Origin of the sequence: Sphingomonas sp. Sphisp66 (genome assembly GCF_047324325.1) — a bacterium.
Classification (GTDB): Bacteria; Pseudomonadota; Alphaproteobacteria; order Sphingomonadales; family Sphingomonadaceae; genus Sphingomonas.
Window position 1 is genome coordinate 2,203,019 of record NZ_CP168508.1, and the last position, 22,012, is coordinate 2,225,030.

The 22,012-nt window shown below is 66.5% G+C and carries 15 protein-coding genes; 9 read left to right on the forward strand and 6 right to left on the reverse strand.

All coding sequences use genetic code 11. From position 1 onward, the window contains the following. The first annotated feature begins 51 nt into the window (after positions 1–51). The 3 genes from ACEN8G_RS10665 to ACEN8G_RS10675 all read left to right on the forward strand — a co-directional run bounded on the left by ACEN8G_RS10665 (position 52) and on the right by ACEN8G_RS10675 (position 2,269). Complete coding sequence (locus ACEN8G_RS10665) at positions 52–405, forward strand: Rieske (2Fe-2S) protein (RefSeq protein WP_413418740.1); 354 nt, start codon at positions 52–54, stop codon at positions 403–405. Between the two features lie 134 nt (positions 406–539). After that, the gene (locus tag ACEN8G_RS10670) at positions 540–971 is read left to right on the forward strand and encodes a hypothetical protein (protein ID WP_413418738.1); all 432 of its coding nucleotides are present in this window, start codon (positions 540–542) and stop codon (positions 969–971) included. Positions 972–1,114: 143 nt separating this feature from the next. Beyond that, positions 1,115–2,269 (forward strand): isovaleryl-CoA dehydrogenase, encoded by a 1,155-nt coding sequence (locus ACEN8G_RS10675; RefSeq protein ID WP_413418736.1) that lies wholly within the window; start codon positions 1,115–1,117, stop codon positions 2,267–2,269. Between the two features lie 138 nt (positions 2,270–2,407). Here the strand turns inward: ACEN8G_RS10675 and ACEN8G_RS10680 are convergent, their stop codons facing one another. Continuing rightward, a complete protein-coding gene (locus tag ACEN8G_RS10680) occupies positions 2,408–2,758 on the reverse strand; it encodes a hypothetical protein (RefSeq protein ID WP_413418734.1) in 351 nt (116 codons plus the stop codon). 162 nt (positions 2,759–2,920) lie between these two features. Then, on the reverse strand, positions 2,921–4,990 hold the full coding sequence (locus tag ACEN8G_RS10685; RefSeq protein ID WP_413418732.1) for a M13 family metallopeptidase: 2,070 nt from the start codon (positions 4,988–4,990) through the stop codon (positions 2,921–2,923). Positions 4,991–5,117: 127 nt separating this feature from the next. Between ACEN8G_RS10685 and ACEN8G_RS10690 the strand changes: the two genes are divergently transcribed. The 6 genes from ACEN8G_RS10690 (at position 5,118) to ACEN8G_RS10715 (ending at position 11,627) form a co-directional block, all read left to right on the forward strand. Continuing rightward, positions 5,118–6,719 carry a carboxyl transferase domain-containing protein gene (locus ACEN8G_RS10690; protein WP_413418730.1) on the forward strand — a complete coding sequence of 534 codons (1,602 nt, stop codon included), beginning with the start codon at positions 5,118–5,120 and terminating at the stop codon, positions 6,717–6,719. Positions 6,720–6,988: 269 nt separating this feature from the next. Beyond that, entirely contained in the window at positions 6,989–7,507 is a 519-nt protein-coding gene (locus tag ACEN8G_RS10695) for a hypothetical protein (RefSeq protein WP_413740780.1), read from the forward strand. Continuing rightward, complete coding sequence (locus tag ACEN8G_RS10700) at positions 7,504–7,812, forward strand: DUF3088 family protein (protein ID WP_413419297.1); 309 nt, start codon at positions 7,504–7,506, stop codon at positions 7,810–7,812. The genes ACEN8G_RS10695 and ACEN8G_RS10700 overlap by 4 nt, the downstream gene beginning before the upstream one ends. 124 nt (positions 7,813–7,936) lie before the next feature. Beyond that, positions 7,937–9,859 carry an acetyl/propionyl/methylcrotonyl-CoA carboxylase subunit alpha gene (locus tag ACEN8G_RS10705; RefSeq protein WP_413419295.1) on the forward strand — a complete coding sequence of 641 codons (1,923 nt, stop codon included), beginning with the start codon at positions 7,937–7,939 and terminating at the stop codon, positions 9,857–9,859. Between the two features lie 104 nt (positions 9,860–9,963). Continuing rightward, complete coding sequence (locus ACEN8G_RS10710; RefSeq protein ID WP_413416987.1) at positions 9,964–10,419, forward strand: MaoC family dehydratase; 456 nt, start codon at positions 9,964–9,966, stop codon at positions 10,417–10,419. Further along, the gene (locus ACEN8G_RS10715; RefSeq protein WP_413416985.1) at positions 10,416–11,627 is read left to right on the forward strand and encodes a flavin monoamine oxidase family protein; all 1,212 of its coding nucleotides are present in this window, start codon (positions 10,416–10,418) and stop codon (positions 11,625–11,627) included. Before ACEN8G_RS10710 ends, ACEN8G_RS10715 begins: the two co-directional genes overlap by 4 nt. Positions 11,628–11,737: 110 nt before the next feature. Here the strand turns inward: ACEN8G_RS10715 and ACEN8G_RS10720 are convergent, their stop codons facing one another. The 4 genes from ACEN8G_RS10720 to ACEN8G_RS10735 form a co-directional block, all read right to left on the reverse strand. Further along, on the reverse strand, positions 11,738–13,201 hold the full coding sequence (locus ACEN8G_RS10720) for a flavin-containing monooxygenase (protein ID WP_413416983.1): 1,464 nt from the start codon (positions 13,199–13,201) through the stop codon (positions 11,738–11,740). Positions 13,202–13,254: 53 nt separating this feature from the next. Beyond that, a complete protein-coding gene (locus ACEN8G_RS10725; protein ID WP_413416981.1) occupies positions 13,255–17,478 on the reverse strand; it encodes a translocation/assembly module TamB domain-containing protein in 4,224 nt (1,407 codons plus the stop codon). Next, positions 17,478–19,778, reverse strand: coding sequence for an autotransporter assembly complex protein TamA (locus tag ACEN8G_RS10730; protein ID WP_413416979.1), 2,301 nt, complete (start codon positions 19,776–19,778; stop codon positions 17,478–17,480). Before ACEN8G_RS10730 ends, ACEN8G_RS10725 begins: the two co-directional genes overlap by 1 nt. A 110-nt stretch (positions 19,779–19,888) precedes the next feature. Further along, positions 19,889–21,943 (reverse strand): malate synthase G, encoded by a 2,055-nt coding sequence (locus ACEN8G_RS10735; RefSeq protein ID WP_413416977.1) that lies wholly within the window; start codon positions 21,941–21,943, stop codon positions 19,889–19,891. Between the last annotated feature and the right edge of the window lie 69 nt (positions 21,944–22,012).

The following is a 22,012-nucleotide window of genomic DNA, read 5'->3' on the forward strand; positions in this document are numbered from 1 at the left end:
CCTTCGGCGGCGGTCCCCCTCCCCCAGCAAGCTGGGGGAGGAATTTTGAGCATGGAACGCCTCACCGAGACCCCGTCCAACGTCACCCTCGGCCCGCTCGACCTCATCCCCGACGGCAAGGCGCGCAACTTCGTCCTCGAAATGCGCGCGGGGCGGTTCCATGGCTTCGTCGTCCGCCAGGGCGAGGCCGTGCACGGCTATCTCGACCTCTGCGCGCACATGGCGCTCCCGCTCTGCAACAAGCTCGACGACTATCTCACCCCGGACGGCAGCCATATCCAGTGCAGCTGGCACGGTGCGCTCTACCGGATCGAGGACGGCGCCTGTGTCGGCGGACCGTGCGTCGGCGCAAAGCTGCGCCCCTGGCCGGTCGCCGTCCGAGACGGGATGATCGTTACCGCGTGAATGTCGGCATATCCGGATCGGACCAAGTTGAATCCTAAGTCATCGCGCTTTCTATTGACCGACTCATCTTGAAAGCGCCCAATGCTCCCCGGCGAATATCGCTTTCGATACTTGCCAATCCACAGGAGCGAACCATGGCTGACCTTACCAAGTTCGTGAATTCCGCACTCAAGCAGGGCGAGACGTTCGACGTCTATCTCAATCGCTTTCCCAAGATCGGCTCCGGCAAGGCCAATGCGCTCGTGCCGCTGCATGCCAACTTCACGGTCGATGCCTCGGTGCTCGGCCACCCGATCAAGGGCGACATCGACATCACGATGCCCGATCTCAGCCCCTCGGGCACCTGCACGATCGGCTTCCTCGGCGGCCAGCAGCAGGCACCCTACACCACAAGCGGCAACAAGCTCGAGATCAAGGCGCAGGGCCGCACGATCACCTTCTATGGTGGCGACAAGCAGTGGAGCTGGATCGATGTGAGCGGCATCCCGGGCTCGGTCGGCATCTGGCCGACCAGCCATGCGCTCCAGGAAGAAGACGAACTCGACCTCGCCGGCGTCGAGGCCTGATTTCTCCCCCGGTTCCCCCGGCATGAGGTCGCGCCGGGGGAATTTCCTCTCTTGCTCTCTCCCCTCTTGCCGCCCCGAGTGAAATCGGGGAAAAGGCAGGAAAATAGGTCAGCATTGCTGACACGCATATCCGGAGAGAGGCCATGGAACCCACGCTCGATTTCGGTCTCGGCGAGACCGCCGACATGATCCGCGAGACCACGCAGCGCTTCGCCAAGGAGCGGATCGAGCCGCTCGCCGCGAGGATCGACGCCGAGGACTGGTTCCCCCGTGACGAGCTGTGGACCGCGATGGGCGAGCTCGGCCTGCACGGCATCACCGTCGAGGAAGAATTTGGCGGCCTGGGCCTGGGCTATCTCGAACATGTCGTCGCGCAAGAGGAAGTCGCCCGCGCCTCGGCCTCGATCGGCCTGAGCTATGGCGCCCACTCCAACCTCTGCATCAACCAGATCCGCCGCTGGGCCAATCCCGAGCAGAAGGCCAAGTATCTCCCCAAGCTGATCTCGGGCGAGCATGTCGGCAGCCTCGCCATGTCCGAGGCCGGCGCCGGCTCGGACGTCGTCTCGATGAAGCTGCGCGCGGAGAAGACCGACCGCGGCTATGTCCTCAACGGCACCAAGTTCTGGATCACCAACGCGGCCTATGCCGACACGCTGGTGGTCTACGCCAAGACCGGCGAAGGCTCGCGCGGCATCACCACCTTCCTGATCGAGAAGGACATGCCCGGCTTCTCGATCGGCCAGAAGATCGACAAGATGGGCATGCGCGGATCGCCCACCGCCGAACTGGTGTTCAACGACTGTGAAGTGCCGGAAGAGAACGTCATGGGCCCGCTCAACGGCGGCGTCGGCGTGCTGATGTCTGGCCTGGATTATGAGCGCACCGTGCTCTCGGGCATCCAGCTCGGCATTATGCAGGCCTGTCTCGACGTCGTCCTGCCCTATCTGCGTGAGCGCAAGCAGTTCGGCCAGCCGATTGGCCATTTCCAGCTGATGCAGGCCAAGGTGGCGGACATGTATGTCGCCCTCAACTCGGCGCGTGCCTATGTCTATGCCGTCGCCAAGAGCTGCGATGCCGGCAGGACCACCCGCTTCGACGCCGCCGGCGCGATCCTGCTCGCCTCGGAGAATGCCGTGAAGGTCTCGCTCGAGGCGATCCAGGCGCTGGGCGGCGCCGGCTATACCAAGGACTGGCCGGTCGAGCGCTTCGCCCGCGACGCCAAGCTGCTCGACATCGGCGCCGGCACCAACGAGATCCGCCGCATGCTGATCGGGCGCGAGCTGATCGGCGCGGCCTGAGCTTCCCCGGAACCCGTCCGGAAGAAAGGGATCGCCCGCAAAGCCGATGGTGGAGGCTGCCACGCGCCTCCACCGCCTCGAATGGCGTGAACGAGATCGCCTCGCCCACGCCAAGAGCACCTGCGAGCCGTTACCCGGTCAGGAGCAGCCGCCCCCGACCTCGAATTTCTCCTGCCTGCTGGCGCCGATCACTTCGATGCCCTTGCTTCCGGTGATGCCCGAAAGCGGGATGGTCAGCAGGAAGGGCTTTATCGCCGTCAGGCAGAACCCGCCCGGCAGCGTGCCGACCACTTCGATGCCCCAATATTCCGGACATTTGACATAGATGAGCGGCGTCAGCGCCACGCTCATGTTGAGGCACGGCGCCTCGCCGCGCACCACCAGGAAAAACGTCTCCGGAACAATACCCGGAACCACTTCCGCACTGTCGAAATTGATCACCCGGCTGCTGCCCGCAGGCCGCGTCGCGTCGAGAACTTCCTGAGTCATGCCATGAGACCTTTCTGCCATTCGAAGGAGATACGCAGAACAGGACTCGAACTTACCATCAATGACGGCGCCCCGATATGTATTCGGACTCCATTCCGGTGCATTCTCGAAACAATTCAGGGCCCGGACACAGCCGATCCCTGAATTTTTCCTTGAGCCGTATTACCAGATCTTCACGCGCTTGTCCGGCGCCAGGTACAGCTTCTCGCCCTGCTGGACGTTGAACGCCGGATACCAGGCATCGAGGTTGCGCACGGTGAAGGCGCGCCAGCGGCCCGGCGCGTGCGCGTCGGTCGCCACTTCGGCGCGCAGCGCCTGGTCGCGCTGCTTCTCGCGCCAGCTCTGCGCAAAGGCGAGGAAGAAGCGCTGGTCGCCGGTCAGCCCGTTGATCACCGGCGCTTCCTTGCCCTTCAACGAAGCGTGATAGGCCTCATAGGCCGCGGTCAGCCCCGCCACGTCGGCGATGTTCTCGGCCAGCACCTGCTTGCCGTTGAGGAAGAGCCCCGGCAGCACCTCATAGGCGCTGTACTGCGCCGCCAGCGCCGCGCTGGCCTGCTGGAAGTGCTTCAGGTCCTCGGGCGTCCACCAGTTGCGCAGCTTGCCCGCGCTGTCGAAGCTCGATCCGGTATTGTCGAAGCTGTGGCTGATCTCGTGGCCGATGGTGGCGCCGATCGAGCCATAGTTCGCCGCCGCGTCCGACTTCGGGTCGTAGAAGGGCGCCTGCAGGATCGCCGCCGGGAAGTTGAGCGCGTTCTGCAACGGCAGGTTCACCGCATTGACGGTCTGCGGCGTCATCCACCACTCGCCCTTGTCGACCGGCTTGCCGATCTTGGCGAGCTGGTGCGCGGTCTCGGCCTTGTCCGCGCGGATAAGGTTTCCGACCGGATCGTCCGCCTTCACATCGAGGCTGGAATAGCTCCGCCACGTCTCGGGATAGCCCACGCCGACGCGCATCGTCTCGATCTTCTTGCGCGCCTCGGCCTTGGTCGCTTCGTCCATCCAGCTGAGCCCGGCGACGCGCTTGTCGAATGCCGCCTTGATGTTCGCCACCATGTTCTGGATGTCGGTCTTCGACGAAGCCGGGAAGTAATCCTTCACATAGAGCTGGCCGACCGCGTCGCCGAGATTGTTGTTCACGCTGGCGATGGCGCGCTTGTCGCGCGGGCGCATCGCCTGCTGGCCGCGCAGCTGCTTGGAGAAGAAGTCGAAGCTCGCCTGGTCGAACTTTGCCGGCAGCACCGACGTGACCTGGTTGATCTGGTGGAAAGCAAGCCAGTCCTGCCACGCCTCGATCGGCTCGCTCTCGACCAGCTTGGCCAGCTTCACCGTCGTGTCGGGCTGCCAGACGATGAACTCCTGCTGCCCGCCCAGCCCCGCGGCGGCCCAGAAGCCGTCCCAGTCGATCCCGGGCGCCTTGGCGGCGAAGTCAGCCTTCTTCCACCAATTGTCGGCCTTCTGCACGTCCTGGCTGGCGACCAGGTCGGTATGCGCGGTGGCGATCTTGGTCTCCAGGTCGAACACCCGCCCGGCCCGCGCCGCCGGGTCGCTCATGCCGGCAAGCGTGAAGATCTTGACCAGATACGCCTTGTAGCCCTCGCGCGTCTTCTTCATCTCGTCGGTCTGCGAGAGATAATAGTCGCGATCCTCGAGCCCCAGCCCGCCCTGCAGCACATAGGGAACCGTGGTGTCGGGCTTGTCGAGCGCCTGGCTCACCCACAGGCCGAACAGATTCTCGGTGTGGAAATTCGTGGCATTCAGCGGATCGACATCGGCACGGACATTGCCGCCCAGCATCGCCGAGAGCGCCTTCTTGTCCTTCAGCCCCGCGATCGCATCCAGCACCGGCTTGAGCGGCGCAATCCCCCGCGCCTCGATGCCCGCCGTGTCGGCATAGGCGTTGTACCAGTCGGCGATCCGCCGCGTGTCAGTGCCCGCCGCGGCATTGGCCTTCAGCGCCGCGTCGATGATCGCCTTGTTGTTCGCCTCGGCCTTGTTGAACACGTCGAGGAACATGCCGGTCGCGGTGCGGTCCGCCGGGATCTCCGTCTTCGCGCGCCAGCCGCCATTGGCATATTCCTCGAAATCGTCGCCCGGCTTCACCTGCTTGTCGAGCCCGACCAGGTCGACACCGACGCCGGTGCCGGCCGCGGCGGTGGTGCCGGCGCCCGAGCCCGACGGCGTGCAGGCGGTGGTCGCGAGCAGCGCCGCGACAAGGAGCATATGGGTCTTCAACGCGACTCTCCTGTATTGCTGTATGGCAGGGGTGCTACTCCTGCGATTTGCTTTTCGCCAGCACCTTCCCATGCCCGCTTCTGCGGTGTAGGGAGAGGAAAACTAGGACAGGAAGGATGCCCTATCTATGAGCGCCCCGGTGCTCGATTCGAGGGTTGCGGCGGACGCGGAAGACTTCCGCGCGCGCGCTGCGCATAACCGCGCCTTGGTCGATCAACTCCGCGCCGATGTCGCCCAGGCGGCGCTCGGCGGCAGCGCGGCTTCGCGCGAACGCCACACCGCCCGCGGCAAGCTGCTGCCCCGCGAGCGTGTCGAGCGGCTGCTCGATCCGGGGGCGCCGTTCCTCGAGATCGGCCAGCTCGCCGCCTGCGACATGTACGAGGGCGAAGTCCCCGGCGCCGGCATGATCGCCGGCATCGGCCGCGTCTCCGGCCGCACCGTGATGATCGTCTGCAACGACGCCACGGTGAAGGGCGGCACCTACTACCCGATGACGGTGAAGAAGCATCTCCGCGCCCAGGAGATCGCCGAGCAGAACCGCCTGCCCTGCATCTATCTGGTCGATTCAGGCGGCGCCAACCTGCCCCACCAGGCCGAGGTCTTCCCCGATCGCGACCATTTCGGCCGCATCTTCTTCAACCAGGCCAACATGTCGGCCAAGGGCATCCCGCAGATCGCCTGCGTGATGGGCAGCTGCACCGCCGGAGGCGCGTACGTTCCCGCCATGTCCGACGAGACGGTGATCGTCCGGGCTCAGGGTACGATCTTCCTTGCCGGCCCGCCCTTGGTGAAGGCCGCCACCGGCGAAGTCATCACCGCCGAGGATCTCGGCGGCGGCGATCTGCACGCGCGCAAGTCGGGCGTGGTCGATCATCTCGCCGAGAATGACGAGCATGCGCTGACCATCGTCCGCGACATCGTCAGCCACCTTCCCGCCGATCGCACGCCCGATCTCGCCCTGCTCGATCCCCGCGCGCCGAAATATGCACCCGAGGAGCTGTACGGCATCATCCCGGAGGATGTTCGCGCGCCCTATGACGTGCACGAGGTGATCGCCCGCATCGTCGATGGCAGCGAGTTTCACGAGTTCAAAGCACTATACGGCACCTCGCTGGTCTGCGGCTTCGCGCATATCTGGGGCATGCCGGTGGGCATCATCGCCAATAACGGCGTGCTGTTCAGCGAGAGCGCGCAGAAGGGCGCGCATTTCATCGAGCTGGCCTGCCAGCGCCGTATCCCGCTGCTCTTCCTCCAGAACATCTCCGGCTTCATGGTCGGCGGCAAGTACGAAGCGGAAGGCATTGCGAAACATGGCGCAAAGCTTGTGACGGCGGTCGCCACCGCGACCGTGCCCAAGATCACAGTGCTGATCGGCGGCAGCTTCGGCGCCGGCAATTACGGCATGTGCGGCCGGGCATACTCGCCCCGCTTCCTGTTCACCTGGCCCAACAGCCGCATCTCGGTGATGGGTGGCGAGCAGGCGGCAAGCGTGCTGGCCACCGTCCACCGCGACGCAGACAAATGGACTCCGGAAGAGGCCGAGGCGTTCAAAGCCCCGATCCGCCAGCGCTATGAGGACGAGGGCAACCCCTGGCACGCCACCGCGCGGCTATGGGACGACGGCATCATCGACCCAGCCCAGACCCGCGACGTCCTCGGCATCGCGCTGGCGGCCACGCTGAACGCACCGATCCCTGAGCGTCCGGCGTTCGGCGTGTTCCGGATGTGATGTCTATGGTTTTCGCCAGTGCGCCTTCACCCAAACGTATTTGTTTGTCCTAGGATCGAGGCGATAGTGTCCTTTGACACCTTCCGATTGCCCAAGCTTCGGCAGAGGTTTGAGATTCTGAAGCTTATCAAGTGGCTTGAGTGGGCGAAGCGGCTTGATCCCGCCAATCGACTTCCGTGGCATGCGTATCCCCCTGCTGAGAGTACCACATCTGTTCTTGGTATAGCCTCGGCTCGTTTCAAGACTTTCAAGCGGTGAGGAACACAAAAATGTTGAAGACCGTGATTGTTGCTGCTTTCGCTCTCCTCGCCCCGCTCCCCGCGCTGGCGCAGTCCGGCCCCGTCACCCCCACCGCCAAGCTCCCCCCGGCCAACCCACTCCCCTATGAGGATGCCGAGGCTGCCGCGGTGATGACCCCGATCAACGCGATGTTCGCCGGGCTCGCCGCGCATGACGGTGCCGCGATCCTCGCCCAGACGCGGCCCGAGGGCGGCGCCACCGTCGCGGTCGAGAAGCCCGATGGCAGCCGCGCGATCCGTCATCTGAGCTGGGCCGAGTTCGCCGCCGGCATCAAGCCTGGCCCGGAGAAGCTCGAGGAGCGCATCTCCACCCCCGCAATCGAAGTCGATGGCGATATCGCCATGGTCTGGGCGCCCTTCGTCTTCCTGATCGACGGCAAGGCACATCATTGCGGCACCAACCATTTCGACCTGATCCGCGAGAACGGGTCGTGGAAGGTGCTCAACGTCACCTGGTCGCAGCGCACCACCGGCTGCGCCGCCCAATGAGCCGCGACACGCTCTTCCTGCTCGATCCCGACTGGGCCGACCCGGCCCATGGCGGCGAGCGGCATTTCTACTGCAAGGAATGCATGATCGTGGAGGGCCTGCTCGCCACCTTCCCCGAGCGCGCGGCGAACATCGACGTCGTCCGCGTCGCCTGGCCGCGCCCGCGCGCGGCAGTGGTCGAAGCTATCGGCGAGGAGAACCAGAACCTGCCCGCCCTCGTCTGGGACGGCGGGTTCGCCAACGACATCGAAGCGTTGCTGGCGGCCCTGGCGGAGCGCCACGGCTTTCCGGAGCGCCACCCTTGAGCACTGGAAATGTAGGATTTTCCATGTTGAAACGAGACTCGGGAGCGTCCCGATGCCGGCCGCGCGCCTGTGCGTGGGGATTCAAGGGATTCAAGATAATGCACAACCAGATGGTTGAATATCGATGATCAAGTCCCTCCTGATCGCCAATCGCGGCGAGATCGCCTGTCGCATCATCCGCACCGCCCGCGCGCTCGGCATCCGCACCGTCGCGGTCTATTCGGACGCCGATGCGAAGGCGCTGCACGTCCGCCAGGCGGACCAGGCCGTGCACATCGGCCCGTCGCCCGCCCGCGAGAGCTACCTGGTCGGCGCGAAGATCATCGCCGCCGCGAAGCAGACCGGCGCCGAGGCGATCCACCCCGGCTATGGCTTTCTCTCCGAGAATGCCGACTTCGCCGAGGCGGTGATCGCCGCCGGGCTGGTCTGGGTGGGTCCCAAGCCCGACAGCATCCGCGCCATGGGCCTGAAGGACGCCGCCAAGGCGCGGATGATCGCCGCCGGCGTGCCGGTCACGCCCGGCTATCTCGGCGAGGACCAGTCCCCCGATCGGCTCAAGGCCGAGGCGGACGCGATCGGCTATCCCGTCCTGATCAAGGCCGTCGCCGGCGGCGGCGGCAAGGGCATGCGGCTGGTCGAAACGTCGGGCGATTTCCTCGACGCCCTCGCCTCGTGCCAGCGCGAAGCCGCCAGCTCGTTCGGCGACGACCGGGTGCTGCTCGAAAAGTACATCCTCGCGCCCCGCCACATCGAAGTGCAGGTGTTCGGCGACACGCATGGTGACGTCGTCCACCTGTTCGAGCGCGACTGCTCGCTGCAGCGCCGCCACCAGAAGGTCATCGAGGAAGCCCCGGCCCCCGGCATGGACGAGCAGACCCGCGAGGCGATCTGCGCCGCCGCGGTCCGCGCGGCCAAGGCGGTCGACTATGTCGGTGCCGGCACGATCGAATTCATCGCCGATGCCAGCGAAGGCCTGCGCGCCGACCGCATCTGGTTCATGGAGATGAACACCCGCCTCCAGGTCGAGCATCCGGTGACTGAGGAGATCACCGGCCAGGACCTGGTCGAATGGCAGCTGCGCGTCGCCTCGGGCGAACCGCTGCCGCTCCGCCAGGACGAACTGTCCATCAACGGCTGGGCGATGGAAGCGCGGCTTTATGCCGAGGACCCCATAACCGGATTCCTGCCCAGTACCGGCACGCTCGACAATTTCCACCTGGACGAGGATGTCGCGCGCATCGAGACCGGCGTGGGTGCAGGGGATACCGTCTCGCCTTTCTACGATCCGATGATCGCCAAGCTCGTGTCTCGCGGTACGACGCGCGCCGAAGCGATGGAGCGACTGGCCTTCACCTGCGATTCGGTGCTGACCTGGCCGGTGAAGAACAATGCCGGGTTCCTCGCGGCGCTATTGCGCCACCCCGACGTGATGCGCGGTTCGATCGATACCGGGTTTATCGCCTCGCGCCTCGATAGTTTGATCGCCGGGGCCGAGTTGAGCGCGCCCTTGCTCGAAATGGGAGCGATCAACGTCTTCAAGCAGGCTGGAGGCACCGACGCGGCGATCGACCCACGGCGCTATTCGGACGAATTGATCGATGTCCGACGCGATCTGTTAGGCTTCCGCTTGAACGCGGCGCCCAACAAGCAGATCTGGATGCTGGCCGACGGCCAGCTGCACAGCGCCACGATCGGCTCCACGCGCCTCGGGGTGGGATCGCTACTCTGGCAGGCCATGGACGAAACCCTGATCGTCGATCGCGGCTGGCCGCACCGGTTCGCTCCGGCGCGCGCGAGCGGCACCGCCGGCGCCTCTGCGGGCGACGGCGCGATCCTCGCTCCGATGCCGGGCCGGGTGACCTCGGTGGAAGTCACGGCGGGCGAAGCTGTGACCAAGGGCCAGCGTCTCGTCACGCTCGAGGCGATGAAGATGGAGCATGGCCTCACCGCGCCGTTCGATGGCACGATCGCCGAATTGAACGTGACGCAGGGCAGCCAGGTGAGCGAAGGTGCGCTGCTGGTGAAGGTCGAGAAGGCGGAATCCTAACCCGTCATCCCCGCGCAGGCGGGGATCCAGAGCCAAACAGGTATGTATTCTGTTACCCTGGATCCCCGCCTGCGCGGGGATGACGACAAGAGAAGTGAAGCGAGATGGCAGGCAGGTTCTACGACGAATGGCAGGTCGGCGACGTGATCGCCCACGAGCTCCGCCGCACGGTGACGGAGACCGACAACCTGCTGTTCTCGACCATGACCCACAACACCCAGCCGCTCCATCTCGATGCCGAGGCGGCGCGGGCGAGCGAGTTCGGGCGGATCCTCGTCAACGGCACCTTCACCTTCAGCCTGATGGTCGGCGTCACCGTGGGAGACACCACTGCCGGCACGCTGGTCGCCAATCTCGGCTATGACGCGTTGCGCATGCCGAAGCCGGTGTTCATCGGCGACACGCTGCGCGCGACGAGCGAAGTGATCGAGCTGCGCCCCAGCAAGTCGCGCCCCGGCCAGGGCATCGTCACCTGGCGGCACCGCATGCTCAACCAGCGCGACGAAGTGGTCTGCGAGTGCCTGCGCTCGGCCCTGCTCAAGAGCCGGCCGGCAGCGTGAAGAACAGCGCCGACATCGTCGTGATCGGCGGCGGCGCGGCGGGTGTCGGTGCGCTGCGCACCCTTGCCGATGCCGGCAGGGACGTGCTGCTGCTCGAGGCGCAGGACCGGCTCGGCGGTCGCGCCCATACCGTGCACATCGCCGGCCTGCCGATCGACATGGGTGCCGGCTGGCTCCATTCTGCGACCAAGAACCCTTGGGCGACGATCGCCGAGGCGCGCGGGTTCGAAGTCTATCGTTCCCCCGCGCGCTGGGGCGAGCAGTGGCACGAGCTCGGCGCCTCCAGGGCGGAGCAGCAGGCGCTCTGGGCCGCGTTCGAGGCGTTCATGGACGCGATGCGCAGTCCGCCGCCAAGCGATCGCGCCTCCGACCTGTTGCCGACGGACGGCGAATGGAACGCCGCGCTCGAGGCGCTCTCGGGCTATATCAACGGCGCCCCGATGCGCGAGATGTCGGTGATCGACTGGCTCGCCTATGAGGAGGCCTCGCTCGACATCAACTGGCGGGTCTGCGACGGCTATGGCGCACTCGTCTCCTCGCACGCCGCGGCGCTGCCCGTGGCGCTGGCTACCCCGGTTTCCGCGATCGACACCTCCGGCAAACAGCTGCGCATCGAGACGCCGCGCGGATCGATCACCGCCAATGCTGCGATCGTCACCGTTTCCAGCAACGTCCTGGCCAGTGGCGCGATCCGCCTGCCCGGGCACGACGCGGTCCTCCACGCCGCTTCGGAACTGCCGCTCGGTCTCGCCGACAAGCTGTTCTTCACGCTCGAAGGCGGCGAGGAGATCGACGACAACGCCCATCTGCTCGGCAATCCGCGCAGCGCGCTGACCGGCACCTATACGCTCAAGCCCTTCGGCCGCCCGCTGGTCGAGTGCATGCTCGGCGGCGAAGGCGCGCGGGCAATGGAAAAGGAAGGGCTGAACGGCGCCGCCGAGTTCGCCATCGGCGAACTGGTCCACTTGCTGGGCAGCGAATGGCGCAAGCGGCTCCGCTTCGTCGCCGGCTCGGCCTGGGGCCGCGAGACCCATGTGCTCGGCGGCTACAGCCACGCCCTGCCCGGCAAGCACGGCGCCCGGGCAGTGCTGCGCGCCGGCGCGGATCCCCGCATCCGCTTCGCCGGCGAAGCCACCTCGGACGACGAATTCTCCACAGCGCATGGGGCGTACAACACGGGCGTAGCGGCGGCGAAGGCGCTGCTTTAGGTTCTCGCAGTACCCAATACTCGTCATCCCCGCGAAGGCGGGGATCCAGCGTTTCTCTGCCGCGTCGCTTTGGACTCTTGATCCCCGCCTTCGCGGGGATGACGGAGTATCTAAGCCGCCCTCTTCGCTGGCTCCGGATTGGAGAATTCCATCTCCTGGTCGATACCGCCGAACTTGAGCGCCATCACGTCGCGGGCATAATTCTGGTTCAGCCTCCAGGGCTTGCGGTGCCCCTGGCGCGGCAGCTTGTCCGAGGCGCGCTGGACATAGCCCGAGGTGAAGTCGAGGAACGGCACTTCCTCCACCGGCGCAGCCAGCCGCGGCGTCACCTGCCGCATGCCCCGCTTGCGCATCGCATTGAGCAGGCGGGTGACATAATTGGCGGTCAAGTCGGCCTTCAGTGTCCAGCTGGCATTGGTGTAGCCGAACGCGATCGCGAAATTGGGCACGTCGGAGAACATCATGCCCTTGTAGGTCATCGCCTTTCCGGGCTCGAACAGCTTGCCGTCCACGGTGATCGGCATGCCGCTGAACAGCTGGATCTCGAGCCCGGTCGCGGTGACGACCAGGTCGGCGGCGAGCTCCTTGCCCGAGCCGAGCTTGAGCCCGGTCTCGGTGAAGCGGTCGATCGTGTCGGTCACCACCTCGGCCTTGCCGCTCTTGATCGAGGCGAACAGGTCGGCATCGGGCACCAGGCAGACACGCTGGTCCCAGGGATTGTAGCTGGGCGTGAAATGGGTGCCGACATCATAGTCCGGCCCCAGCTCGTCGCGGACCATCTGGACGATCCGCTCGCGGGTCTTTCCCGGGTTGTTGCGGGCGAGGCGGAAGAAGAATTGCTGGAGCAGCACATTCTTCCAGCGCGTCAGGCCATAGGCGGTCATCGCCGGCATCCACCCGCGCATCCAGTTGGCGATGGCATCCTGCGAGGGCCGCGAGACGATATAGGTCGGCGAGCGCTGGAGCATGGTGACGTGCGCCGCCTGCCTGGCCAGCTCGGGCACCAAAGTCACGGCGGTCGCGCCGCTGCCGATCACCACGACGCGCTTGTCCTTGTAGTCGATGTCCTCGGTCCAGAATTGCGGATGGACGATCCGGCCCTTGAAGTCCGCCGCCCCGGCAAAGTCGGGCGTGTAGCCCCGGGCATAATTGTAATAGCCGGTGCACAGGAACAGGAACGAACAGGTGAAGGTAGACACCTCCCCACCCCGCTCGGCGGTGACGGTCCACAGCGCATCTTCGCTCGACCAGCACGCGCCGGTCACCCGCGTCGAATAGCGGATATGCTCGTCGATGCCGTAATCCTTCACTGCCTCGTCGAGATAGTTGAGGATCGAAGGGCCGTCGGCGATCGCCTTGCTCTCGGTCCAGGGACGGAAGGCAAAGCCCAGCGTGAACATGTCCGAGTCCGAGCGGATGCCCGGATAGCGAAACAGGTCCCAGGTCCCACCCAGCCGCTCGCGCCCCTCCAGCACCACATAGCTGCGGTCCGGGCTGTTCTTCTGGAGATGCCAGGCCGCGCTCACGCCGGAGATGCCGGCTCCCACGATCACTACGTCGAAATGCTCGGCCATGCGCCCTCTCCCGCCGATCTGTTTACACCAGTGTAAACAGAAAACGCGCCGGCTCAATAATCCCGCGAATATTTGAGGCTGACGCTCGACCCGCCGAACGATCCCGCCTGCGAGAGCAGGCTCAGCGTGCGGCTGAGCGATATCTCCAGCTGGGTGGCGGTGAAGCCACGCGCGTCGGTGATGATCTCCACATAGATGTCGTCGGTCAGGTATTTGCCCGCCGCCAGCGCCATGCCGCGCCCGCTGACATCGTCGGCGCCGAGGATACGCAGCCGGTCGATGCCGGTGGCAGATTTGAGCTGGCCGAGCGGATTGAGCCCGCCGCCCGAGCCGCTCAGCGACTGGAGCGCCGCGGCGAGCTGGATCGCCTCGGTGGCCGACAGGTTCGTCACGTTGGTCCCGAAGAACAGCCGGGCGAGCACTTCCTCCTGCGGCAGGGTCGGCGTCGAGCTGAACACGATCTGCGGCTGCTGGGCGGTGCCCGAAACGGTGAGGATCGCGGTGATCCCCTCCGCCGTGGTACTCGCCTGGATGTCGACGCTCGGATTGGTCAGCGCCGATCCCTGGAAGCGGATCGTGCCGCGGCTGATGTCGAAGCGGCGGCTGGCGAAGCTGTAGGTGCCGCGCACGATCTCCATGGTGCCGCGGATGTCGGGCGCCAGCGTGGTGCCGCGCACCGTGATCTGCGCGCGCCATTCGGACTCCAGCCCCATGCCGGTGACGAACAATCGGTTATCGGCATTGATGCGCAGGTTGAGGTCGAAATCGCCGAAGGAGCGGCGGATCACGCTGGCCGGCTCCTCGACCTCCCCGGTCGCGCGCTTGCGGCGGATGCCGGTCAGCTCGGGCACCTCGGCGGCGCCCTGGCGGATGATCTGGTAATGCGCCTCGGGGACGGTCAGCCGGCCCTCGATCTTCGAGACATCGGGGTTCTTGGTGATCGTAATCTGCCCGGTCGCCGTCGCCCCCAGCGCGTCGCTGCGTGCCAGCCGGGCATTATTCAGGTCCGCAGTAATCGAGATCGGATAGCCGTTCGCCGAGGACAGGCTGACCCTTCCCTGCGTCTTCACCGTGCCGTCGCCCGCCCTGGCAGCCAGCGAATTGAGGATGAACGCGTCGTTCGAGAAGGTGCCGTCAACCGTCATGCCGGTCAGCCGCGTGCCGAAATTCTCGTTCTCATAGGTGAGGTTGGTCGCGCGGACCACGCCGGTGAGCCGCGGCTCCTCGAGCTTGCCCGAGAAGTCCGCCGCGATGCCGATCGGCCCGTCGAGCTGCTGGCCCGAGAGCCCGGCCAGGGAGAAGGGCACCGCCGCCGGCCCGTTGTAGCGGATGCCGCCCGAGAGTGGCGCGGCGAACATGCGCTCGGTCCAGGAGCCGGCATCCGCCCCGAGCGGGCTGAGCGTCGCGACCACGCGTCCGATCGTCGTGTTGCCGCGCCGGATCAGCGCGCGCGCGTCGCCGCCACTGGGCAGCAGCTTGCCGACGAAGCTGACGTTCACCGGGGTCGACAGGCTCGCCAGGCTCGCCCGGGTGAAGTCGGTGATCTCCAGCCGCGCGTCGGCGCTGGGGAAGGCCTCAGGTGAGGCCTGGGCGAAGTCGAGGCTGCCGGTCGCGGTGCCGCCGATGCCGAGATCGGGGACGAAGGCGTTGATCGCCGCCAGGTCGAGGCTGTCGAGCCGCGCCTGCAGCACCATGCCCTTGCCATAGCTGCCGGCGATCCGCGCCTTGCCCCGGTCGAAGTCGAGCTGGGTCGGTGCCAGGTGATAGACACCGTCACGGATCGCGATACGCGCCGGCTGCACGGTGTGGAAATTCACGCCGCTGCCATTGCCCTGCACCGCGACCAGCCAGTTGTCCGGCGCCAGCTTCGCGTTCGCGGCGATCTGGAACGGAACGCCGGTCGAGCCATTGGCGAAGAGCTGGGCGGTGCCGTTGCCGCCGGCATAGGCGATCTTGGCCCGCGCGGTCTTCAGCACGAAATTGCCTTGGCGCAGGTTGGCGACCTGCACGTCGCCGTTGATCTCCGGCGTCTCAGCGAGCACGATATTGCCGTCGATCAGCGCCCGCCCGATCGTCAGCCCCGCCTGGCCCGGTATCTTGGCGTTGGAGGCGGTGGCCTTCACATCCGCGCGCTGCAGCTTGCCCTGCGCCGAAAGCGCCGCGCGGCCGACCACGCCAGACCCGTTGAACGCCAGCGCACCCTCGAACGGTCCGGCGGCGGTCTGGGTGACCTTGCCGATGATATCCATGCCGGCAAAGCGCCCGGCATTGATGTCGATCGCCAGTCTATTGCCGGTCCGCACCAGCACGTCGGCATTGAAAGGCCCGTAATCGGTGTCGCCCTTGGCCAGTACCGCCCAGGCATTACCCTTCCCGCGCACCTGCGCCTCGAGATTGGCGAGGCCGATGCCCAGCCCAGGCTTCGGTGCCTTGAGCAGCACCACCGGCGCATTGAGCGTCCCCGTCACTCGCGCGGTGAGCGGCCCGTACTGGTCGGACACCGCATCGGCGTTGATCAGGATCGGCCCCGCCGGATCATAGCGTCCCGACCCACGCAGCACGCGGAACTTGGGCGCCTTCATCCTGACGTCGCTGATGCTGATCACGCCCTTGGGATCGAGCACCAGCCGCGCCGAGGCGACGGCATTGCCGCCGAGGAACTCGCGCGCGCCGTCGCTGAAGATCTTGCGTGAATTGCCGGCGATATGGCCCTTGATGCCCCAACCGCCGCCCGGCGCAGCATAGAGCTCGGCATCGGTCCTAAGGTCGACGATGCCCACGCCATCGATCTGATAGTCGTTCACGCGGCCCTTGAGCGCACCGGTATAGCGGCCCTTGCCGACATCGGCGGCGATGATCGCAGTCGCATCGATCTTGTCCGATCGGATGCGCAGATTGTCGGACAGCACCTGCTGTCCCGAAATCGCCAGGTCGCCATTGACGGTCAGGTTGGTCACCAGCCCACCCGCCGCGGCATTCAGCCCCGAGACCCGCTTCGCCCGCGCCCGCACCGGCACCAGGATGCGATCGGCATCGACCTGCGCCCTCCCCTCGGCATAGAGCTGCTCGGCCACCGTCTCCCCAAAGCCGAGCGCGCCGGCGCTGAGCTTGTAATCGACCACAGGCCTGTCGAACGCCCCGTCCAGCGCCACCGACGCGCGCACCGAGCGCCCGACCAGGTTCGGCGCGATCGCGCCCGCCTTGAGCAGGATCGCATCGACCTTGAAGTCGTGGAACTGGTTATGCCCGAGGTCGATCTTGCCCTTGCCCTCGACCGACAGCGCATCGGAGTGAAGCTTGACCACGCCGTCCGCCATCCGGTCGGCCCATTTCATGTCTAGGTCCAAATCGAACTGCGGCGCGGCCAGCCGCTCGACCGGCCCTTTCAGCCACACGCCGGGATGCAACGGCCCGCGCAGCTGGAAGCGGCCATTGGTCGCGATCAGATCGAGATTGGCGAGTTGTGCCCCGCCCAAGGTACCAAGCGCCTTGCCCTGCCAGCGCGCCCAGTCACCCTTGCCAGCCACCGCGACCGTGAGCGGTACGTCGAGCCCGGCCAAACCGGTAACCAGCCCCTTGGCCGGCGCATCGAGCTTCAGGTCGACATCGAAGCGGTTCTGGTCCGGCGTGGCGTCCAGCGTCAGCGCCAGCTTGTCCCCACCCGGCACGTTCGGCCCGGCGAGCGTGCCGCCATCGAGCACGAGCTGCGCACGCCCATCGGCAAGATGCGCCTTGCCCGCCAGCCGCCCGAGATAGCGCGCCCGCCCGTCGACTTCCTTCGCGATATCGATCCGCGCCACATCGAGCCGGCCGATATCGATGTTGATGTCGGGCAGCAGCGGCGCATTCGGGTCGCCCGAAGGCTTGAGCGCCGGCATGCGCAGCAGCTTCACCTCGGGACTGGTGGCGCTACGCACGTCGATCCGGTTCTTGAGATAGGCGAAGGGTCGCCAGTCGACGCGGATCTCGCGGGAGGTGGCGAACACGCCCTTGATGTCGCGCACCTGGACGTCGCGCAGGATCATCGCGCCATAGAGCGACCCGTCGATCCGCCCGATCCGGAAATTGAGCCCCGATCCCAGCGTCAGCGCCGCGATCCGGTCCGCGACGAAGCGCCGGCCCGGTTGGGTATTGATCCCCAGCACCAGCGCACCGATCGCCAGCGCCAGGCCGGCGAGCGCGATCCCTGTCCACTTCACCACGCGCTGCCAAAGCGGCCGGCGGACCTTCACCACCTCGGGCTCGGGAGCCACGGCTTCGGGCGTTTCCTCGGCCATCAGAAGGCCTGCCCGATCGAAATGTAGAGCGAGACCTTGGACTCGCCCGGCTTGCGCGCGATCGGCGTCGCCACATCGACGCGGATCGGGCCGAAATTGGTGTAGAGCCGCCCGCCGATACCCGCGCCGAAGCGGATGTTCTGCCCTGTCGGGTAGATGCCCTCATAGACCTGGCCGGCATCGATGAACGGTACGATGCCGTAATTGCCGAAGCGATAGCGCGCCTCGATCGCGAACTCGTTGAAGCTGCGTCCGCCCACCGGCTTGCCGTCCGGCGCGCGCGGGCCGAGTTCCTGGTAGCCGAAGCCGCGCACCGATCCGCCGCCGCCGGAATAATAGCGGCGCGAGGGCGGCAGGTCGTCGCGTGCGATGCCCACGATCGAGCCCACCCGCGCCCGCCCGGCAATCACGATGTTGCTCGATACCGGCTGGTAGTAGGTGCCCTCGAGCATGAAGCGCGCATAGGGCCGCGCCGCGCCGCGCACCGAGGTCTCCGGACTGGCATTGCCCTTGATCCGGAAGCCGCGCGTTGGGTTCAGCAGATTGTCCGAGCTGTCATAGCCGAGGAACAGCGGCGCAGCGGCGATCAGCCAGGTGCCGCGATCGCGCTGGTTGCGGTTGTAGTTCCAGCGATCCTCGTTCGATCCGACCAGCTCGGCGCCGTAATAATAGGTCCAGCGCTTCTGCCAGATCGGTGTGGAATCGCGCGAATACCGGAACGAGAGCGTGCCGGTATAGCTCTCATATGCGTCATAATCCTGGTGGTTGAGCTGCGCGGCGATCTGGAAGGTCCGGTCGCGCTGCCCGGCGTTCGAGCGGCGGAAGGTCGTGGTCAGCCCCTGCTCCTGCGTGCCGAGCACGCCCGCGACGATCAGCGCGCCTTCGGGCGGGAACAGGTTGCGGTGCGTCCAGCTGCCGGTCAGGCGGATGCCCTGCCCGGTCGAATAGCCAAGCTCCGCCGCCAGCGTGCGCGGCCTGCCCGGATTCTGGCGGACGAGCAGATCGACCACCTCGGTGCCGTCCGGGCCCGCCTGCCCGGTGCGCACCGGCTCGACCGAGACGGTGGAGAACAGGCTAGTGGCGATCATCGCCTCGCGCAGGTCGTCCACCGCGCGTACGTCATACAGTTCGCCCGGCTTGTAGCGGCGCAGCACGCGGATGTGGTCGGCGTCGAACACCAGCTTGCGCGCCCGGCGCTGGCGCCGTTCGCCGCGCTGCCCCCGCTCGCCACGCCGCGCCGCGCGCTCGGCATCGCGTGCCGCCTGCTCGGCAAGCGTGCCACTGCCCACTTCGGTGCGGATGTCGCCGAACACCGCCCGCGGCCCCAACGCGATCGGCAGCGCATAATCGCCGATATGGGTTTCCTCATCGAGCAGGATGTCGCGCTGCCCGACCTTGACGAAGGGATAGCCCTGTTGCGGCAGACGCAGCGCGACATTGGCCTCGGCGCCCTGCACCCGCTCGGCCTCGATCGGGTCGCCGGGGTTGAGGTTCAACTCGCGCAGCAACAGCCCCGGCGGCACGGTGGGATCGCTCGTCACCGTGACATTGCCCAGCCGATAGAGCGGTCCCGGCGTCGCGCTGATCGTCGCGCGGACGATGCCCGGGGTCTTGGGATCCTGGTCGATCGTCGAGACCGCGGTGGCGTCATAATAGCCGCGCGAATTGAGCAGGCGGATCGCCAGCCGCTCGTCCTCCCGCGCCCGCGCCGCGACCATCGCGCTGTTGGCCGCCTTGCCGCCGCCATTCTCCAGGGCGGAGAGGTCCTCGAACAGGCCTTCCAGCCCGACCGCGGACAGGCCTTCCTCATGCGTCGTGTAGCGGATCGTCACCGCCTTCTTGTCGGCGACCTTGTCCTCCACCGGCGGCTCGACCTTGAACTCGGAGAGCGACGGCAGCGGTTTGGCGAATTCCGGGTCCTCGGCGGGCGCAGCGGCGAAACTCTGCTCGACCTGGTCCTTCACCTGCTGCGCCGCCTGGTCCTGGGTCACCGGCGCAGGCGCGGGGGCCGGCGCGCCGGGCGGCGGCATCGCCTCCAGCGGCGCGTTGATGTCGCCCTCGATCTTCGGCATCGCCGCCTCGAACTGGTCGTCCGGAACGATCGGGCTCTCATCGGCCGGGGCGACGACGACGGTGCCGTCCTGCGACGGGGCTGGCGTCGGCGTCGGGCTGGCGGAAGGTGCCGGCGCCGGACCGGAGGGCGGCGCCCCCTGCCCCGGCTTGGGATCGGAGATCTGGGCATGCGCAAGCCCCGGCACGAATGCCGTGCCGGCGAGCGCCGCCAGCCAAATCCGCTTCACCCCTTTACGCAAACGGCTCCCTTTCGAACCGCGTTCCTAGCCCGGCCCTCTCGCAAGCGTAACGACCCAAATGCGCTTTGGGTCCCCGTTTTTGCGAAAGCCGGGGGATTTCAGCGTGCTACCGCCTTCGCTTCAGCGCGAAATCTGTGGAGAAGTGGTTCGGTATAGCCGTTCGGCTGCTCCAGCCCCTCGAACACCAGTGCCCGCGCCGCCTGAAAGGCCAGGCTGGTGTCCTCATTCCCCGCCATCGGCCGGTAGAGCGGATCGCCGGAATTCTGGGCATCGACCTTGGCCGCCATCCGCGTCAGCGCCGCATCGACATCCGCCGTCTGCGCCACCCCGTGGAGCAGCCAGTTGGCCATGTGCTGCGAGGAGATGCGCAAAGTCGCGCGGTCCTCCATCAGCCCCACGTCGTGGATATCGGGCACCTTGGAGCATCCCACCCCCTGGTCGATCCAGCGCACGACATAGCCCAATATGCCCTGGGCATTGTTGTCGAGCTCCTGCGCCACTTCCTCGGCCTGCCAGTTGCGTCCCTCGGCCAGCGGCACGGTGAGCAACGGCTTGAGCGGCGGGATCGCCTCGCCGGCAATCTCCTTCTGCCGCTCGAACACATCGACATGGTGATAGTGGAGCGCATGCAGCGTCGCCGCGGTCGGGCTCGGCACCCAGGCAGTGTTCGCCCCGCTCATCGGATGCGCGATCTTCTGGGCGAGCATGTCTGCCATCCGATCGGGCGCCGCCCACATCCCCTTGCCGATCTGCGCCTTGCCCGAAAGCCCGCAGGCTAGGCCGATGCGGACATTGCGGTCCTCATAGGCCTTGATCCAATCCGCCCCCTTCATCTCGCCCTTGGGGATCATCGGCCCGGCACGCATGCTGGTATGGATCTCGTCGCCGGTGCGATCGAGGAAGCCGGTGTTGATGAAGACGATACGGTCCTTCACCGCATGGATGCACGCCGCGAGGTTGGCCGAGGTCCGCCGCTCCTCGTCCATCACGCCGACCTTGATCGTGTGGCGCGGCAGCACGAGCAGGTCCTCGACCGCGTCGAACAGCGCGTCGGTAAAGGCGCATTCCTCGGGCCCGTGCATCTTGGGCTTCACGATATAGATCGAGCCCGCACGGCTGTTGCGGTACCTGCCCAGTCCGCGAACGTCATAGAGCGCGATCGTGCTGGTCAGGATCGCGTCGAGCACGCCTTCCGGCGCCGCGCTGCCATCCGCCAGGTGCACCGCCGGCGTCGTCATCAGATGCCCGACATTACGGACGAACAGCAGCGAGCGGCCGGGCAGCGCGCCGCGGTCGGGATTGAGCCTGCGGGTCAGCGTCCTGCCGCCCTTGTCGAATCTCTCCTCCAGATCGCCCCGCATCAGCCCCAGCCAATTGGCATAGGCCGCGACCTTGTCCTCGGCATCGACCGCGGCGATCGAGTCCTCGAGATCGACGATCGCAGTCAGCGCGCTCTCAAGCACGACATCGGCGATGCCTGCGGGATCGTCGCGCCCGATCGGATGCTCGCGATCAAAAATCACTTCGATGTGAAGGCCGTTATGCTGAAACAGCATTGATCGTTTAGTCGACCCCACCTGTTGCTGGTGATCGCAAAGATATAGTTCGATTTCATCGCGATGGACGAGATCGCTCCAATCAATGGCCAGCGGAACCGCCTTGTCGAGGAACGCCTTGGCATAGGCGATCACCTGCGCGCCGCGCTCTGCGTCATAGCCGCCCGGCTTCGCCCCCCCCGGCAGCGCATCGGTGCCATACAGCGCGTCATACAGGCTCCCCCAGCGCGCGTTGGCGGCGTTGAGCACGAACCGCGCATTTAGCGCCGGCACCACCAGCTGCGGCCCGGCCATCGTCGCGATCTCGGGATCGACATTGCGGGTGCCGATCGCGAACGGCGCCGGCGCCTCGACCAGATAGCCGATGTCGCGCAGGAACTTCTCGTCGCCCGACAGCGCCGGGTTCACGTCGATCATCGCCTGGATCGCATCGCGCTTCGCCAGCAGCGCCCGGTTCTCCGGCGCGAATCGCGCGAAGATCTCCGCCACGCCGGCCCACCACCCCTCGGCCGCGATGTCGAGCCCGGGCAGCACCCGCTCTTCGACGAAGCGCGCAAGCGGCTCGGCGACGGACAGGCCGGAACGAATGACGGTCATGAAAATCCTCCTGCGACACGATACTCGAGTGTTCGCCTGGGGAGGGCCTGTCCGGCTTAGGCGATAGCC

Coding starts and splice junctions, on each gene's coding strand:
- ACEN8G_RS10735 (WP_413416977.1), bottom strand. CDS start 21,943: ATGACCGTCATTCGTTCCGGCCTGTCCGTCGCCGAGCCGCTTGCGCGC.
- ACEN8G_RS10665 (WP_413418740.1), top strand. CDS start 52: ATGGAACGCCTCACCGAGACCCCGTCCAACGTCACCCTCGGCCCGCTC.
- ACEN8G_RS10670 (WP_413418738.1), top strand. CDS start 540: ATGGCTGACCTTACCAAGTTCGTGAATTCCGCACTCAAGCAGGGCGAG.
- ACEN8G_RS10710 (WP_413416987.1), top strand. CDS start 9,964: ATGGCAGGCAGGTTCTACGACGAATGGCAGGTCGGCGACGTGATCGCC.
- ACEN8G_RS10720 (WP_413416983.1), bottom strand. CDS start 13,201: ATGGCCGAGCATTTCGACGTAGTGATCGTGGGAGCCGGCATCTCCGGC.
- ACEN8G_RS10700 (WP_413419297.1), top strand. CDS start 7,504: ATGAGCCGCGACACGCTCTTCCTGCTCGATCCCGACTGGGCCGACCCG.
- ACEN8G_RS10675 (WP_413418736.1), top strand. CDS start 1,115: ATGGAACCCACGCTCGATTTCGGTCTCGGCGAGACCGCCGACATGATC.
- ACEN8G_RS10690 (WP_413418730.1), top strand. CDS start 5,118: ATGAGCGCCCCGGTGCTCGATTCGAGGGTTGCGGCGGACGCGGAAGAC.
- ACEN8G_RS10695 (WP_413740780.1), top strand. CDS start 6,989: ATGTTGAAGACCGTGATTGTTGCTGCTTTCGCTCTCCTCGCCCCGCTC.
- ACEN8G_RS10725 (WP_413416981.1), bottom strand. CDS start 17,478: ATGGCCGAGGAAACGCCCGAAGCCGTGGCTCCCGAGCCCGAGGTGGTG.
- ACEN8G_RS10680 (WP_413418734.1), bottom strand. CDS start 2,758: ATGACTCAGGAAGTTCTCGACGCGACGCGGCCTGCGGGCAGCAGCCGG.
- ACEN8G_RS10705 (WP_413419295.1), top strand. CDS start 7,937: ATGATCAAGTCCCTCCTGATCGCCAATCGCGGCGAGATCGCCTGTCGC.